Source organism: Acinetobacter guillouiae, from assembly GCF_002370525.2.
Taxonomy (GTDB): domain Bacteria; phylum Pseudomonadota; class Gammaproteobacteria; order Pseudomonadales; family Moraxellaceae; genus Acinetobacter; species Acinetobacter guillouiae.
Window position 1 is genome coordinate 1,335,903 of sequence record NZ_AP014630.1, and the last position, 16,858, is coordinate 1,352,760.

At 40.0% G+C, this 16,858-nt stretch carries 11 protein-coding genes; 6 read left to right on the top strand and 5 right to left on the bottom strand.

Annotated features, from left to right (window positions below; genetic code table 11):
* Nucleotides 1-43: 43 nt before the first annotated feature.
* Nucleotides 44-1,465 (bottom strand): DNA polymerase III subunit epsilon, encoded by a 1,422-nt coding sequence (dnaQ, locus tag AS4_RS06245; RefSeq protein WP_096733568.1) that lies wholly within the window; start codon nucleotides 1,463-1,465, stop codon nucleotides 44-46.
* 215 nt (nucleotides 1,466-1,680) lie between these two features.
* Between dnaQ and AS4_RS06250 the strand changes: the two genes are divergently transcribed.
* The 6 genes from AS4_RS06250 to AS4_RS06275 all read left to right on the top strand — a co-directional run bounded on the left by AS4_RS06250 (nucleotide 1,681) and on the right by AS4_RS06275 (nucleotide 12,016).
* Nucleotides 1,681-4,959: a LysM peptidoglycan-binding domain-containing protein gene (locus tag AS4_RS06250; protein WP_096733569.1), complete on the top strand. Its 3,279-nt coding sequence runs from the start codon at nucleotides 1,681-1,683 to the stop codon at nucleotides 4,957-4,959.
* Nucleotides 4,960-5,031: 72 nt separating this feature from the next.
* Nucleotides 5,032-6,882 carry an extracellular solute-binding protein gene (locus tag AS4_RS06255; RefSeq protein WP_096733570.1) on the top strand — a complete coding sequence of 617 codons (1,851 nt, stop codon included), beginning with the start codon at nucleotides 5,032-5,034 and terminating at the stop codon, nucleotides 6,880-6,882.
* 104 nt (nucleotides 6,883-6,986) lie between these two features.
* Nucleotides 6,987-8,057, top strand: a complete 1,071-nt coding sequence (locus AS4_RS06260) for a microcin C ABC transporter permease YejB (protein ID WP_004722041.1) — start codon at nucleotides 6,987-6,989, stop codon at nucleotides 8,055-8,057.
* Nucleotides 8,057-9,073 carry an ABC transporter permease gene (locus AS4_RS06265; protein WP_096733571.1) on the top strand — a complete coding sequence of 339 codons (1,017 nt, stop codon included), beginning with the start codon at nucleotides 8,057-8,059 and terminating at the stop codon, nucleotides 9,071-9,073. The genes AS4_RS06260 and AS4_RS06265 overlap by 1 nt, the downstream gene beginning before the upstream one ends.
* Nucleotides 9,045-10,640: a dipeptide ABC transporter ATP-binding protein gene (locus AS4_RS06270; RefSeq protein ID WP_096733572.1), complete on the top strand. Its 1,596-nt coding sequence runs from the start codon at nucleotides 9,045-9,047 to the stop codon at nucleotides 10,638-10,640. Before AS4_RS06265 ends, AS4_RS06270 begins: the two co-directional genes overlap by 29 nt.
* Before the next feature lie 131 nt (nucleotides 10,641-10,771).
* The gene (locus AS4_RS06275) at nucleotides 10,772-12,016 is read left to right on the top strand and encodes an NADH:flavin oxidoreductase/NADH oxidase family protein (protein WP_034614284.1); all 1,245 of its coding nucleotides are present in this window, start codon (nucleotides 10,772-10,774) and stop codon (nucleotides 12,014-12,016) included.
* A gap of 53 nt (nucleotides 12,017-12,069) precedes the next feature.
* On the opposite strand, the gene AS4_RS06280 is transcribed toward AS4_RS06275, so the two are convergent.
* The 4 genes from AS4_RS06280 to map form a co-directional block, all read right to left on the bottom strand.
* The gene (locus AS4_RS06280; RefSeq protein WP_096733573.1) at nucleotides 12,070-12,780 is read right to left on the bottom strand and encodes a glutathione S-transferase family protein; all 711 of its coding nucleotides are present in this window, start codon (nucleotides 12,778-12,780) and stop codon (nucleotides 12,070-12,072) included.
* 338 nt (nucleotides 12,781-13,118) lie between these two features.
* Nucleotides 13,119-14,345 carry an MFS transporter gene (locus AS4_RS06285; protein WP_096733574.1) on the bottom strand — a complete coding sequence of 409 codons (1,227 nt, stop codon included), beginning with the start codon at nucleotides 14,343-14,345 and terminating at the stop codon, nucleotides 13,119-13,121.
* A gap of 129 nt (nucleotides 14,346-14,474) precedes the next feature.
* Nucleotides 14,475-15,611 carry an OmpW family outer membrane protein gene (locus AS4_RS06290; RefSeq protein WP_096733575.1) on the bottom strand — a complete coding sequence of 379 codons (1,137 nt, stop codon included), beginning with the start codon at nucleotides 15,609-15,611 and terminating at the stop codon, nucleotides 14,475-14,477.
* Nucleotides 15,612-15,940: 329 nt separating this feature from the next.
* Nucleotides 15,941-16,768, bottom strand: a complete 828-nt coding sequence (gene map, locus AS4_RS06295) for a type I methionyl aminopeptidase (RefSeq protein WP_004722029.1) — start codon at nucleotides 16,766-16,768, stop codon at nucleotides 15,941-15,943.
* Between the last annotated feature and the right edge of the window lie 90 nt (nucleotides 16,769-16,858).

Genomic DNA, 16,858 nt, shown 5'->3' on the forward strand with positions numbered 1-16,858 from the left:
AGAAGACCATCTTTACAGAAAAAATAGCCATCAATTTCAAATTTTATTTTGCAAAAATGCAGGCTTCCCCATGTTTTTCTTGAAATTGTTTGACCCAGTTCTCATGTGCTTCTAATTCTTCATCTGAAGGCAAAATGATTGGGGCATTGATTTCAATTTTTTTCCGAGTTGTATTTCTTTGCGCCTGATCAGTATGTGCAGAAAGAGCATCCATGTCAAAGGATACTTGGCCGCCTGTCATGGCGAGATAAACGTCAGATAAAATTTCAGCATCGAGTAAGGCACCATGGAAAGTACGATCTCGTTGCGGAATTTCATAACGGCGAACTAAGGCATCCAAAGAGTTCTTTTGTCCGGGATGTTTGCTTTTCGCCATCGCCAAGGTATCAGTCACTTCACATACTTCTGAGAGTGCCTGTAGACCACTGCGCTTGAACTCCATATCTAAGAAGTTCATATCGAAGCTTGCATTATGCGCAATAATTTCACTGCCTTTTAAGTAGTCAAATAAAACTTGCGCAATTTCGCTATATTTTGGCTTATCTTTTAAAAACTCATCGGTAATACCATGGATGGCTTCTGAGTCGCCAACTGGTTTTTCTGGATTAATATAGATATGAATCGAACTGCCAGTCAGTTTACGATTGACCATTTCAATTGCGCCAACTTCAACAATTCGGTCACTGTCCTGATAATAGAAACCGGTGGTCTCGGTATCCAGAATAAACTGTTTAGGACCATGTAACTGGACCGTCGCAGGTGTAATCACAATTTGTGGATGAATATCTCGCATTGCGGGTTGGCTCATTGCTGGCTCATCATTTTCATTGATATCTTGGTTAGATGGTTGTTCCATCTCAATTTCATGAGCTGGCATAACATCCTGCTGAGGGCTAATTTCCGATTCTATCATTTCTTCTGATTCAATCAGGTCAAATCCAAAGGGATCGTCAAGCAGCCAGTCTTTTTCATGTTTTTTTTTATCATCAGCCACTGCCAAGGATTCAGTCAGTTTGGTTGGCGCAGTGGTGTTTTTTTTTGCGTCGAGTATTTGCTGTGTACCTAAATTCGCCAATTGATCTGCCATTTCATTGCCTGCATGTCCAGCATGGCCTTTAATCCAGTTCCATTCAATTTCGCGACCTTGGCAGGTTTGATCGAGTTTTTTCCAAAGATCTGGGTTTTTTACATCTTTCCAGTTTTTCTTTTTCCAACCCTCAATCCATTCGGTAATACCACGTTTTACATAGTTGGAATCGGTCCAAAGCACTAATTTTGCTTCGGTTGGGCAAAATGCGATCCCTTCAATGGCTGCGGTAAGTTCCATGCGATTATTGGTTGTATCCAGTTCACCACCACACAACTTATGTTCTTCTGTTTCAGTGATGATATAAGCGCCCCAGCCACCAGGACCTGGGTTGCCTTTACAAGCACCGTCGACATAAAGTGTGATTGTTTGTGACATAGTAATAACCAATGAAAGTGAATTAAGAGTTGAACATCGTGGTTTAAGAATTTATTGTATACGCAAATCGGCGTTTTCTACGCATGAACTGAGATTTTTTTAATTTCTTGTAACATTTGTATGCAATTCGCATTCAAAATTTGCCTTGTAAGCGCGTTTAGCTCTACTAAAATGGCAATGATAAAATAATTTACTAAATGTTGTTCGGAACTCTTATGTTTAAACCTACCACAATGGTGTGGCAACCTACTGCGACTGTTTTCTTTAAATTATCCTTATTAACATCTGCATTCGCAGCATTAGGGTTGACTGCAGGGTGTTCTTCGACGTCGACAACATCAAAAGTTCAAACATCAAAGTCAGCAGGCATGTTAGATGCCAGCAGTCTGGATTCTCTAGAAGATCTACTTTCTGCAACTGATATACGCGCGGTAGAGGGCGATCGCCTACTGATTTTAAAACATGGTGACGTATGGAAGCGGATGTCAGTTGGTTTTAAAATGGATGAAAACCATTGGGATCCTCGTATTGATGCGCAACGGAGCTGGTTTGTTTCACGCCAACCTTATATTGACCGTCTAAGTGCCCGTGCATCACGTTATCTTTACCATACCGTGAAAGAAGCTGAACGCCGTGGTTTACCTACTGAATTAGCACTGTTGCCGATTATTGAAAGTTCTTATGACCCAGCAGCAACCAGTAGTGCCGCTGCAGCAGGGATGTGGCAATTTATCCCAAGTACAGGGAAAATCTATGGTTTAAGACAAACCAGTTTATACGACGGGCGTCGTGATGTGGTTGAATCAACACGTGCCGCTTATGAATTTTTAGGCAGTTTATATAATCAATTCGGTTCTTGGGAGTTGGCTTTGGCTGCCTATAACGCAGGTCCAGGGCGTATTCAGCAAGCGATTAACCGTAACCAAGCTGCGGGCTTACCAACAGACTATTGGTCATTGCGTTTACCGCAAGAAACCATGAACTATGTACCACGCTTTTTAGCCGTGGCGCAGATTATTAAAAGCCCATCTAAATATGGGGTGAGTTTACCGCCGATTGCCAATCGTCCGCACTTTAGAGAAGTTGCAGTTCCACCGGGCGTACAACTCAATCAAATTGCTTCAATTACCAATTTAAGTCGTGCTGAATTATATGCTTTAAACCCTGGTCATCGTGGTGAATTTGTTGATCCATCGAGTACCTTACGTATTTTGATTCCTGCGGATCTTAGTCCAACCGTCGATGCAAAACTAAGAGCGTTAAAACCGGGTTCTGATAGCGGTTTATGGGCAAGCAATACTGCGCCAACCACAGCTACACGGACTTTAACGCCTACAGCGGTCACCTCGACAGTGACTCAATCGATTACTCCAAGTAAAGCGACGCCACCTGCTTTAACAACAGCAAAAACCACCACGACAACCACAGGTTCATTGAGTACGCTCAAAAATACACCACAAGGCTCGGATGCATTAGCGCAATTTGCTGCTAATGCTGATATTCCAAGTGCGCCACGTATTCCTGTTGCTGTGACCAATGCAGCCAATGTGAAACCTGTTGCTGCAGAGCCGCCAATTTCTGCACGTGAAAAAGCACAAATTCTTGCCGCAGTAAAAGCTGAAGGTGAAAAGGAAACGGTTAAACAAGTTTTAGAACCTCAAGCCACCCAAGCTGAAAAAGAAGAAGTGGTTAAAGAGATTAAGGCGATTGCACCACAAGGGACAGAAGTGCTTGACCCGTATGATGGTAAAATTAAGCTGACTGCAATTCAAACCAGTCAATCTGTTGCTGAGGTTCAAGGTAAAGAAAATACGGTTGGATTTTCATATCCTAAAGGTTTAGCAGATACCACACCTGCAAACTCGGAAGAAGCCAAACTGAATCAAGATAAGAACTTTAAGAAAACCGAAACTGAAGTTGTGGTTGAACCACCAAGAGGTAAACGCAGTACTTATACTGTTTTGGCAGGGGATACTTTAGCAACGATTGCTTTAAAGAATGGCGTAAATTGGCGCGATATTGCCAAATGGAACCAAGTTGATCCAAACGGAACTTTATTTGTTGGCGCGACTTTGTATTTATATGATGCCAAACCACAAATTGATACCCCTGTGGTTTCTCGCAAAAGCACGGATTCAGCTCCAGCCAACTATGTGGTTAAACCAAATGACAGTTTAACCAGTGTGGCAAATCAGTTTGATTTATCTGTTTCACAATTGGCAAATTATAATAATCTGAATACCAACAGTAATTTATTTGTCGGTCAGAAATTAAAGCTTAAAGATGCTTCAGATGATAAATTATCTGAAATCAATAAAGCAGTGGTTCGTGCAGATACCTCTAAGCCTGTTGCAAAAATCAAGACCAAGGCTTATGCAGTTAAACGTGGCGAATATCTTAAAGTAATTGCCGATCGTTATGCTTTATCTGTACATGAACTCGCTGATTTGACTCCAGGGCTAGATACTTCAGGTAGCTTATTTGTGGGGCAAAAGATCAATGTGCCACTCAATGAAGTCAATGAGCCAGAAGCTAAACTTGACTCTAAAGTGATTGATCAAAGTAAGTTTAAGAATGTGAAAGCTGAAACAAACTATAAAACTGAGAACTATAAAGTTCAAAGTGGCGACAGTTTATCCAGTATTGCGGTTCAGTCTAAATTAAGCTTGGCAGAATTAGCCGAGTTAAACAAAATTTCGACATCTAAAAACTTGCTAGTGGGTCAAATCATTAAGATCCCTGCTGGAACAACAACACCAGAAACCTATACTGTGCAATCTGGTGATAGTCTGATTGCGCTGGCAAATAAATATAATTTGCAAGTTAACCAAATAGCCGATTTAAATGGTTTAAAGAGCACATCTGGTTTGTTTGTTGGGCAGAAATTGAAGTTGACTGGCACGCCTGAAACCAGCAGTAAAGAAAAAGTACAAGCGAGAAATGAGGCGAAATCAGAAGGCGCTAGCAAAGATATCCATGTGGTCAAATCAGGTGAAACACTGGCAAGCGTTGCAAAAAAATATAAACTGCAATTGTCTTATTTAAGTGAATTAAATGGTTTGTCGCGTAATCAGGCTTTGGATATTGGACAACGCTTAAAGCTTGATGGGGAATTACCCAGTAAATCCACGCTATCTAAAGAAAAAGAAGACCTAAAGGCGACTGCGAAAGCAACAGCTAAAGCTTCGAGTAAGAATACTGAAAGCTATGCGGTGAAGTCTGGTGAGTCGTTAAATGCGATTGCAAATCGTGTTGGCATGTCAGTTCAAGAACTGGCTGAATTGAATGATCTGAGCCCACGTGCGGGTTTACAACGTGGGCAATCTATTCGTATTCCTAAAACAGTGACTGAATACAAAGTGAAAAGCGGTGATTCACTGATTCGTTTAGCCAGCAAGTTTGGGATTGATACCAGTGCACTTGCTGAGATGAATGAATTAAAACCAAACGCATCATTACGCATTGGCAGCATTATTAAAGTTCCGAATCTTTAAGCGCCATTTTATTGGAGCGACGTTTAAAGCTTAACATTTCAAAAACTTTTTTGAATAAAGGAAAATAGGGGAATGCGCCTAAGTTTTGCATGTGTCAGCCCGATCGGGCTGGCATTGGGATTATGTGTTGCAAGCTTAAATGTTGATGCTGCTCTACAGACAACAGCATATATTGCTGTACATAATGCTCCACAGTATGACAAAGCTCAGGCGATGCCTTATGCTAATAGCAATGCACCCAAAGGCGGCTATATCAGTACAGCGAGTATAGGCACCTTTGATAATCTCAACAGTATGAATGGCAAAGGCAGTTCAACTGAAGGGATTAATTATCTATTTGATAGCTTAATGGATAGCTCACTGGATGAGCCGGGTGTGTTATATCCGCTTCTCGCTGAAAAAGTCACTTATGATCCTGTTAAAACCAAATTTGTTATTTTCCATTTAAATCCTAAAGCCCGTTTTAGTGATGGTTCACCCGTCACGGCTGAGGATGTCAAATTTAGTTTTGATACCATTCAAAGCAAAGCCAATCTAGGCTTTCAAATGTATTTGTCTGATTTAGCCAAGACTGAGGTATTGTCTAAATACCAAGTGAAAATGACATTTAAATCAGACCACAATGCAGACATGCCCTTTATTTTGGCAAAAATTGCGATTTATTCAAAAGCAGATTGGAAAAATAAAGACTATAGCAAAGTGACCTTGCAACCGATTTTAGGATCGGGGCCTTATCTGATTGAGCGTATTGATTCTGGGCGCAGTATTAGCTACAAGCGCAATCCAAATTATTGGGCAAAGGACTTAGCCATCAATCGTGGTCGTTATAACTTTGATCACATGAAATATGTTTATTATCGAAGCCCTGAAATCGCCTTTGAAGGGTTTAAATCTGGACAATATCGCTTTTATCAAGAAAAAAATGCCCGTAATTGGGTCACCGAATATAATTTTCCTGCGGTAAAACAAGGTTTGGTGAAAAAGTATATTTCTAAGATTGAAACACCAGCACTCACGCAAAGTTTGGTTTTTAATACCCGAAAGGCGCCATTCAATGATCTCAATTTTCGCCAAGCATTAACCTATGCTTATGATTTTGAATGGATCAACAAAGCATTGTTATATGGTCAAAATATTCGCTTGCAAAGCCACTTTCAAAACAGTGAGCTTGCTGCGACTGGAAAGCCAAGCGCGAAAGAACTTGAAATTTTAACGCCTTATTTAAAGCAATTGCCCGCATTACAACGCCAAGGTGTATTGGCAGATTGGAAATATCCAGTTTCAGATGCCAGTGGTTTTAACCGACAGAATTTATTGATTGCACGTTCGATGTTATTAAAGGCGGGTTATCGTTTTCACAATGGACTATTGGTGGATAGACAAGGTCGCCCCATTCAAATTGAATTTCTGATTCATCAAGATGGCGCGCTACGGACTTTGTTGCCATATATTCGTAATTTAAAAAAACTTGGGATTCAGGCAAATATTCGTCAAGTCGATTTACCACAATATACAGAGCGTATGCGCCGTTTAGATTTTCAGATGACCGCTATCGATATGCCGCAATCATTAACACCAGGTGCTGAACAGGCACAGATGTGGGGCAGTAAAGCTGCCGATGAAGTGGGCAATTACAATTATGCAGGTGTTAAAAGTCCAGTGGTCGATCAGCTGATTCAACAGATTATTTACGCACCGAACCGTGAACAATTGGTGCTTCGTACCCGAGCACTGGATCGGGTATTACGTGCAGGCTATTATCAAATTCTGACTTATGGCAATGATAAAAACTGGTATGCTTATTGGAATATGTATCAGCAACCCAAAGTTAAACCAAAATTATCCCTCGGTTTAGAATATTGGTGGGTAGATGCAGATCAAGCGAAAAAAGTAGAGCAATATTTAAAAAATCGAGCATTTTAAAAGCATAATTTTAAATCTTCATGGTTAAAACATCAGTGGCTCAACGTGAGTGATGTTTAAATTGACATATCTACCCTCATGAGGTCATAAGGAACATCGTTTCAATGGGCACATATATACTCAAAAGGCTGTTACTGATCATCCCGACATTGTTCTTTGTTCTCTTGATCAATTTTGTTGTGGTTCAAATTGCACCTGGTGGGCCTGTTGAACAAGCCATTCAACAAGCGGAAAACTTCCAAGGAGTCAACATGACTGCTGGGGGGCTATCATCTTCGGTAAATAACCATGAGTATCGTGGTGCACAGGGCTTAAGCGAAGATATGGTCGATAAAATCAAACAGCAGTATGGCTTTGATCGACCTGCACATGAACGATTCTGGTTGATGTTAAAAAACTATTTAGCTTTAGATTTTGGTACAAGTTTTTTTAAAGATAAGCCGGTGACTGAGCTGTTATGGGAAAAAATGCCAGTTACCATTTCCTTGGGTGCGTGGAGCACTTTTTTAATTTATTTAATCTCAATTCCTTTAGGGATTAAAAAAGCCAAGCAGCATGGCTTATTTTTTGATAAATCAACCTCATTACTTTTGGCTGTGGGCTATGCCGTTCCCGCTTTTGTATTTGCAATATTGTTGATCGTATTTTTTGCTGGCGGTTCTTATTTACAATGGTTTCCATTACAAGGCTTTGTTTCAGACAACTTTCACAGTCTCAATTTATTTGAAAAAATAGCAGATTATTTTTGGCACATGGCTTTACCTTTGCTCGCCATGGTGTTGGGCGGATTTGCAAGTTTAACCTATCTGACTAAATATTCATTTATGGAAGAGCTCAATAAGCAGTATGTGCTTGCAGCACGAGCAAAAGGCTTAACTGAAAATGACGTGTTATATAAACACGTATTTCGCAATGCATTGTTGGTGATTGTTGCCGGTTTGCCTGAAGTATTGGTTGGGGTGTTCTTTGTTGGAAATCTGCTGATTGAAATTATTTTTAACTTGGATGGCTTAGGCTTGCTGGGTTTTGAAGCCGTACAACAACGTGATTATCCAGTGATTTTTGGCGCTTTGTTCTTTCTGACCTTATTTGGGCTGATTTTACGTTTGATCTGTGATGTGGTTTATCGTGTGATTGATCCGCGAATTGATTTTGAATCGAGAGGTGCAAAATAATGTCACTGATCATGCAAGCACGAATACAGAAATTTAAGAAAAATCGCTTGGGTTTTGTCTGTTTCATCGTATTTATCGTTTTATTTATCCTTTCAATTTCTGCCGAATTTATTGCCAATGATAAGCCCTTATTGGTCAAATACGATCAGCATTATTACATGCCAGTTTTAAAGGCTTATCCTGAAACACATTTTGGTGGGGTCTTTGAAACAGAAGCTGATTATCGTGATCCGGTGGTTCAGCAGTTGATTGATGAAAAAGGTTGGTCGATTTGGCCGCTGGTCCGTTACTCCTACCAAACCCCCAATTTGGATTTAGCCGTTCCTGTTCCTTCGCCACCCACTGCACAAAACTGGTTAGGTACAGATGATCAAGGGCGTGATGTATTTACCCGTATTCTTTATGGTCTACGCATATCACTGTTGTTTGGTTTGGCATTGACACTATTTGCTGCATTTATTGGAATTATTGTTGGGGCGATACAGGGCTATTATGGCGGATGGGTAGATTTAATTGGGCAACGTCTGCTTGAAGTTTGGGGTGGTTTGCCGACTTTATTTATGGTGATCATCTTGGTCAGTATATTTACCCCGAGTGTTTATTGGCTATTTCTGATTATGTTGATTTTTGGCTGGACAGAGTTGGTCGGTATAGTGCGTGCAGAATTTCTTCGCGCCCGTCATTTAGATTATGTTCAAGCAGCACGTGCCTTAGGAGTGAGTGATTTGGTGATTATGTTCCGACATATCTTGCCCAATGTGATCAGTTCAAGTTTATCTCAACTTCCATTTATGCTGACTGCAAATATCACCGCACTTACTGCATTGGATTTTTTAGGTTATGGGCTACCACCAGATGCAGCCTCCCTCGGTGAATTGTTATTACAAGGTAAAAATAATTTAAATGCGCCGTGGCTGGCTTTGTCAGGATTTTTTACTTTGGCCTTGGTGCTATCTTTATTGATTTATATTGGGGAGGCGACACGCGATGCATTCGATCCAAGACGTCAAAAATGATCCATCTTTGTTGTTGTCTGTCCAACATCTGCATATTGAAAATCAGCGTAAAGAGGTGCTGGTCAATAATCTTAACTTTGACCTACATGTCGGGGAAACTGTTGCGATTGTCGGGGAGAGTGGTTCAGGCAAATCAATCAGTGGTTTAGCCTTACTTGGCTTACTTCCTGAAAATTTAACTGTGACTGGACAAGCGTTATATGATGAGCAAAACCTATTGTCTCTTAATCAAAATGCGCAGTTGGCGATCCGTGGTAAAAAAATTGCCATGATTTTTCAAGAACCGATGACTGCACTCAACCCGCTACACAAGGTTGAGCGGATTATTGGTGAGACTTTACTTCTAGACGGGATGTCCAAGGAAAAAGTTAGAAAACGTGTCTATGACTTATTGTGTGATGTCGGAATGGATGAACCTGAGGATAAGTTGAATCGTTATCCACATGAGTTATCGGGTGGTCAGCGACAACGTGTTTTGATTGCATCGGTTTTGGCACAAAAGCCTGAAATTATTATCGCAGATGAGCCGACAACAGCCTTAGATGTCACATTACAATCGCAAGTTTTAAACTTATTACAACTGCTTATTCTAAACCATAAAATGGCCATGATTTTGGTTAGTCATGATTTGAATTTGGTACGTAAATATGCCAATCAGGTGATTGTGATGAATCAGGGGCAGGTTGAAGAAAAAGGCACAGTTCGAAATATTTTTCAAAACCCTAAAGCCAGCTATACCCAATATTTATTGGATCATGATTTTGGTGAAGCCAATGCTTTACCGCATAAACGTAATTTAGTTTTATCTCTACATCGTGTTGGGGTGAAATTTCCAATAAGAAAGGGCATATTTAATCGAGTTAAAGATTATTTTGTTGCCGTTCAACCGCTCAATTTACGTTTAGATCGCGCTGAGTCCATCGGCATTGTCGGAGAAAGCGGTTCAGGTAAAACCTCTTTGGCGCTGGCAATCGCACGACTGATACAGTGCTCGGGCAATGTTTTTCTACTCAATCAAGACTTGAACAGATTGAGTCAGCGTAAATTACGTCCGCTTCGATCCAATTTTCAAATTGTATTCCAAGATCCGTTAAGCAGTTTAAATCCACGCATGACTGTCGACCAGATTATTCGAGAGGGCTTGGCGTTACAACATCTAAAAGAAGCTGAAATGTTGATTCGTATCAATGAAATTTTAGACAAAGTAGAGCTCCCGATAACAGTTAAACAGCGTTATCCGCATGAATTGTCTGGCGGTCAACGGCAACGTGTGGCTTTAGCCCGTGCAGTGGTATTACGCCCTAAATTACTGATTCTCGATGAACCAACCTCAGCTCTTGATCGAACCACACAACGTGCGATTGTAAAATTACTGCGCCAGTTGCAACAGGATTATCAAATGAGTTATTTGTTTATTAGTCATGATTTACAGGTTGTAAAAGCACTTTGTCAGAAAGTTTTGGTATTAAAAGATGCTAAAGTTATCGAGTTTCAAGACACTCAAGCCTTATTTGATAAACCTTTAAATGACTATACCAAGCGATTAATTGCAGCGAGTCAGTATTAACGCTGTATAGATGGTTTGGTTTAAAAAATATTCACATTAACAAAGTTGACAAAATGCATTGTCAGATTTACGCTTGAACTATTGTAAATTTAAATTAGAGTAAAAGCTCTAATCACTAAAGAGATTTGACCATGAGCCATCTTGCACAAGCATTAGAAATAAAAAACACGCGATTTAAAAACCGAATCATTAAAGGTGCAATGAGTGAAGCATTGGCCAATCATGCAGGGCAACCGAACCAATTGCATTTAGGTTTATATGATGCTTGGGGGAAAGGCGGCTTGGGTTGTGCCATTACGGGGAATGTAATGGTGGATTTCCGTGCCAAGAATGAGCCGGGTGTTGTTGTAGTTGAAACTGAGCGTGATCTTGCCAAATTGACTGAATGGGCAAATGTGGGTAAAAAGCACGGGATGGTACAATTGATTCAGTTATCACATCCAGGTCGCCAATGTCCAAAAGGACTCAATAAAGAAACAGTGGCACCTTCAGCAGTGCCTTTTAGTCCAATGTTGGCAACGACATTTGGTACACCACGTGCACTTAATGAAGCAGAAATTTTAGATATCATTCAACGATTTGCTGAAGCTGCGCGGATCTGTGAAAAAGCAGGTTTTGAAGGTGTACAATTACATGGTGCACATGGTTATTTAATCAGTCAATTTCTTTCACCATTGACCAATAAACGTCAAGATCAATGGGGTGGTTCGATTGAAAACCGTATGCGTTTCTTATTAGAAATTTATGCTGCAGTGCGTGCTAAAACCTCAGAAAACTTTATTATTTCAGTCAAACTGAACTCTGCAGATTTCCAGCGTGGTGGAATCACAGAAGAAGAAGTGGTTCAAGTATTTAAAGCCATTGATACAGCAGGGATCGATTTGATCGAAATTTCTGGTGGTACCTATGAAGCACCAGCAATGGCAGGCGCAAAAGCGGATAAACGTAAGCAAAGTACGATTGCACGTGAAGCATATTTCTTAGATTTTGCAGAAAAAATTCGTAAAGAAGTCAAATGTCATCTTATGGTGACAGGTGGTTTCCGTACAGCACAAGGTATGAATGCGGCTTTAGACAGTGGTGCGTGTGAATTTATTGGGATTGCACGTCCTCTTGCGGTAGAACCTGAAGTCAGCAACAACTTGATTGCAGGTCAGGACGTTCGATATGCAGTAGAGCAGATCAAAACGGGTATTCCTTTTGTTGATAAAATGGCGATCATGGAAATCCTGTGGTATGCCGCTCAGTTTAAAGCAATTGGTGAAGGGAAGAAGCCAAATCCTAAGCTTTCTCCACTCAAGGTTTTCTTTAATTATGCAAAAAATAATATCAAAGCGGTGATTCAAGGACGAGTGAACTCACGCAAATCAGCCTAATAAAGATTGAGAAAAGCATAGTCGCGACTTTGAAAATTGATTTTTTAAGCGTGCTACTGGTCTGCTTTAGACCAATACGATTTAAATGTGTCAGCAGACCATTGTCCTTTCACTAAAGCCGTTTGAAAGGCGGGTCTGCTTTCTATTTGCAAAAGATAGCGCTGAATTTCTGTGAACTTTTGATATCTTGGGTGAAGTTCAAAACAGGCTTTCAGTGGAAACCAAAGTAACAGATCTGCGATGGTGAAAGAGCCTCCAGCAATCCATGCTTTATTTTTTAATTGCAAATGAATCGATTGTAGTTGTTGCGCTAAAGTGTGATTAAGAAAGCCACGATCAAATCCATGTTTAAGCAGTCTTGTCAAAATGTGTATCGGAAAGGGTGTGCGTTGGACCAACTGATAAAAGATTTGTTTAAGGGCTAAATTTGGCATGAAGTTAGAATCTGCAAAGTTTTTCCAAAAATAAAAGTCTATGATCTCTTGCTGATTTAAACCTTGTATACCAAACTTTTGCGTACTAAAACTTAAATATTCAATGATTGCTGAGCTTTCTGTCAGTACCGTTGTTGTTTGATCAAGAAGATCTGTCATGACCAAGGTTGGAAATTTAGCCTCAGGATTGAACTGTTTTAATTCAGCATCTTCATGCTCTAAAATATGCTGGGTATAGATTTTAAGCTGATAAGGCAAATTTAATTCTTCTAATAGCCATAGAATTCGTTGTGATCGTGAGTGCGTGAGATGATAGAGGCTAAGTTGCATAATCAAAGTGGTAATTTTTAATGATGCATCCAGAGATAGCAGCTTATTCAACCGATGTAAATTTTAATTCTAGCTAAAAGGTTTAAAACAAAAATAATCCACGTTTCAACAAGGTTTAAATTAAAAATGTTGAACGGTGTATGATTACAAAACAAAGCCCTAAAAGCAGTTAGGGCTTTGAAACAAAGCAATCTAGGTATTGGATAATTGGTTAATGCGCACAAAAAGCCATATTAAAATATTCAAATAATTCAGGCGTGTTCAACCACAGCATACTTGACAGCCCGAACAGAACAACAATAACCAACCAGATACTGAGCTTGAACCACGAGAATGAATTAGTCATTAACCACAGCCTCTTCATTGACAAAGAAATGCACAATAACGCCGACTACACACAAGGCAATTGAGCATCCCCAAATGATGTTGTAATTACCCGTTATATCATGATTTAAACCGCCTAGCCATCCACCAAAAAATGAACCGATTTGGTGAGTGAAAAACACTAGGCCGCTTAGCATGGTTAAGTATTTTACACCAAACATATTGGCCACAATGCCGTTGGTTAGAGGTACAGTCGAAAGCCATAAGATCCCCATAACGATACCAAAGGCGTAAACAGTCCAAATACTTAACGGCAGCATGAGAAAGGCAACAATCGCAATGCCACGTAAACCATATAAACCCATAAGCAGATGCGGTTTAGAATACTTACCACCAAGCCAACCTGCGGTATAGGTTCCGATAATATTAAATAGACCAACCAATGCAAGAAAAATCGTTCCAGTGGAGGCATCAAAACCATGATCAATCAAATAACCTGGTAGGTGAATGCCTAAAAAAACCACTTGGAACCCACACACTGAAAAACCAAAGGCCAACCATAAAAAGGGTTTATGCTGAAAGGCAATTTTAAGAATCTGTTTAAAGCTTAAATTGGGTTTTATCGCTTGTTTAATTGCATTTGGTGGTACATACATAGGTGCTTTAAGCATCCATGCCAATGGAACAATCAACACAATCAGCATTGCTGTAATGACCAGCGCAGATGACCAGCCGAAATTTTTAATGAGAAGCAGGGTGGTTGGCAACATAATGAATTGCCCAAATGAACCTGCTGCACTGGCAATGCCCATTGCCATACTGCGCTTGCTTGGATGCGCTGCTCGTCCTACGGCCGAAAGTAATACTGAGAATGATGTTGCAGAGAGGGCTAAGCCGATAATTAAGCCGACACTGATATCCAGTAACAGTACATTTGAACTGATGGACATTAACAATAGACCAATGGTGTAGAGTACCCCGCCTATTGCAACAATCTTCTTACTCCCATATCTGTCTGCAAGCGCGCCAGTAAAAGGTTGTACTGCGCCCCAGAATAGATTTTGTATGGCAATAGCTAAACTAAAAACTTGATGACTCCAACCAAACTCATGGCTCATGGGCACAAGATAAAGCCCAAAACCGTGACGTACACCTAAAGAGAGTGCCAAGATAAAAGCACTTCCAATGAGCATATAAATGAGTGGTTTAGAGAAACGCGTGTCGTCCTGTTGTACTGACATAAGCTATCCATTGAATCATCATATGAGAATTGTAGATGATTCAATGGGACTTAGCGATAGAATAAAAATTTATCAATCGATAAATTTTAGTGATCAATCAACACATTTTAATGAAAATAAATTTAGCTTTTAGAAACGATAACCCACACCGACATAAGTAATTAGAGGATCAATATCAATTTTGGTTTTAGCGCCGATGAGCGATTTCCCTGTATTGTTGTCAATGACAGTGATTTTGACATCACCACTCATTGGTGCATAAGTGACAGAGCCTACTCCAAACCAACGATCATTAAAATCATAGGTTGCACCCAGTGTTGCCATAGGCGCTATGGCATCGTCGGCTTTTACTTTAACGCGAGGATCAGCTGATGATGTTTTTCCTTCTAAAGCTGCACCTGCCTGACCATCAAGAACATTTTGAACCATATGGCCTGCAGCAATTAAATCTTTGTTGATACCAGAGTCAATTTTTACATTGGTAAAATGCGCATACATGACACCGACGCCGACATAAGGTCTAAGTTTATTTACACCAGATTTACCAAATTGATAATGTATTTCTGCGGCAGGTAACCATGCTGTTGCAGATGCTGCTTTTTTCGATTGCTCTAAATTGGTAATCGGGATTTGTGTATCTAAAGGAATACCACCAATGCCATTAATTAAGCCATTGGCAATTCCTCCAATGATCGGTGTATCCAGCTTACCTTCAGGTGTCGCAATACCAAGTACAGGGGCATTAATCTGGCCTTGTCCTTTAATATCAACTTTGGGTGGAATACCTGCTTTAAATTCTAATGAAATATTATCGGTAAAGAAGTAATTTGCCATGATCCCTAAGGTATCAACATTATCTGCTTTCAGTCCTGCATCTGCATTATTCCAACTTTCTAAGCTGGTAATATTGGCTTTACCACTCATGTTTGAGGTTAATGTTCCATTTTTAATTAAGCCTAAAGTTTCACCAAGTTTTGCCACACCCAATAACTTTTCTTTTTTGGCGGCACCTTCTTCGGTATTGGCAATTGCATTGGTCACAGTGTCAAGTTGCACATCACCAACCGCATAATCGCCTTTCTTAACACTGGTATTGATGTTTACACCATTGGGATTACCTTGCGGCATTGCATGTAGCCAACCTGCTGAAACAGAAAAGCGTTTAAATCCATCACCATCTTTCAGACTAAAATAGGGTGAATCTGCATGGGCCATCATCGGTAAAGTCATGCATGAGGTCATGATGCAAAGTAATGATTTTTTCATAGGTTTGGACTCCATGTCCGTAATTGATACTAATTTTTATGCGTTTTTATTATTAGAAGTTTTTGCTGTTAATTAATGTAGTCTTTACAAAGGCTTTTTTTAAGTGAATGTTCTTTTTTTAATATTTTATTTATCATAAGTTTATAAATGTAATACAACTGTAATCGTGTTGTCATGATATTACATGCTAAAAATACGCCATGATCTCGGTTAAAAGTAACCTTAAAACATTGACTTGGCCGACAAGGAAAAACTTAAGCCATAAAAAAAGGCCATATGAATATGACCTTTTGTTAAGCAGCATAAGTCATTTTAGTCAATGACTTTCGTTATTTTTGAAAACGAGATAGATCTTCTTCAGGGCGTGCGGTTAAAACTTCTACACCGTCTTTGGTCACCAGCAGGGTATGTTCGTATTGAGCTGAAAGACTATGGTCTTTGGTCACCACCGTCCATTTATCACCCATTAAACGTGTTTGCCAAACACCCGCATTGACCATTGGTTCAATGGTAAAGGTCATACCTTCTTCCAAAACCATACCTGAATTAGGTTGACCATAGTGAAGGACTTGTGGCTCATCATGGAATACTGTACCAATACCATGACCACAATATTCACGCACCACACTAAAGCGTTCTGATTCAACATATTTTTGAATCGCTGCGCCGATATCACCAATGGTTGAACCCGGTTTCACCGTTTCCATACCACGGTACATTGCTTCTTGAGCAACTTTACATAAACGTTCAGCAATAATCGATGTTTCACCACCAACCACATACATCATATTGGTGTCGCCGTGATAACCATCTTTAATCACAGTCACGTCAATATTGAGAATATCGCCTTTCTTTAAAATTTTACTTGCAGATGGAATACCGTGACATACCACATGATTTACAGAGGTACAAATCACATGTTGGAATGCAGGGCGACCAGGTGCAGCGCCATAGCCTAAACATGCTGGTATAGCGTCTTGTTTGTTGACAATATAGTCATGACAAATCGTATCCAATTCAAGTGTACTGACACCTGGTTTGATATGCGGTTTGATCATATCCAAAACTTCTGCAGCCAATCGACCTGCAACACGCATCTTTTCAATTTCATCTGCGGTTTTGATTAATCGACGTGGTGCTTCGTAAGTACTGTTCATGATCTTTAAAAACTTTTGGAAATTTGTATGTGACTATGGTATAAATAGCCGCCCAATTTATCAAATGCTTTCTGTGACTTTCTTTGTGAA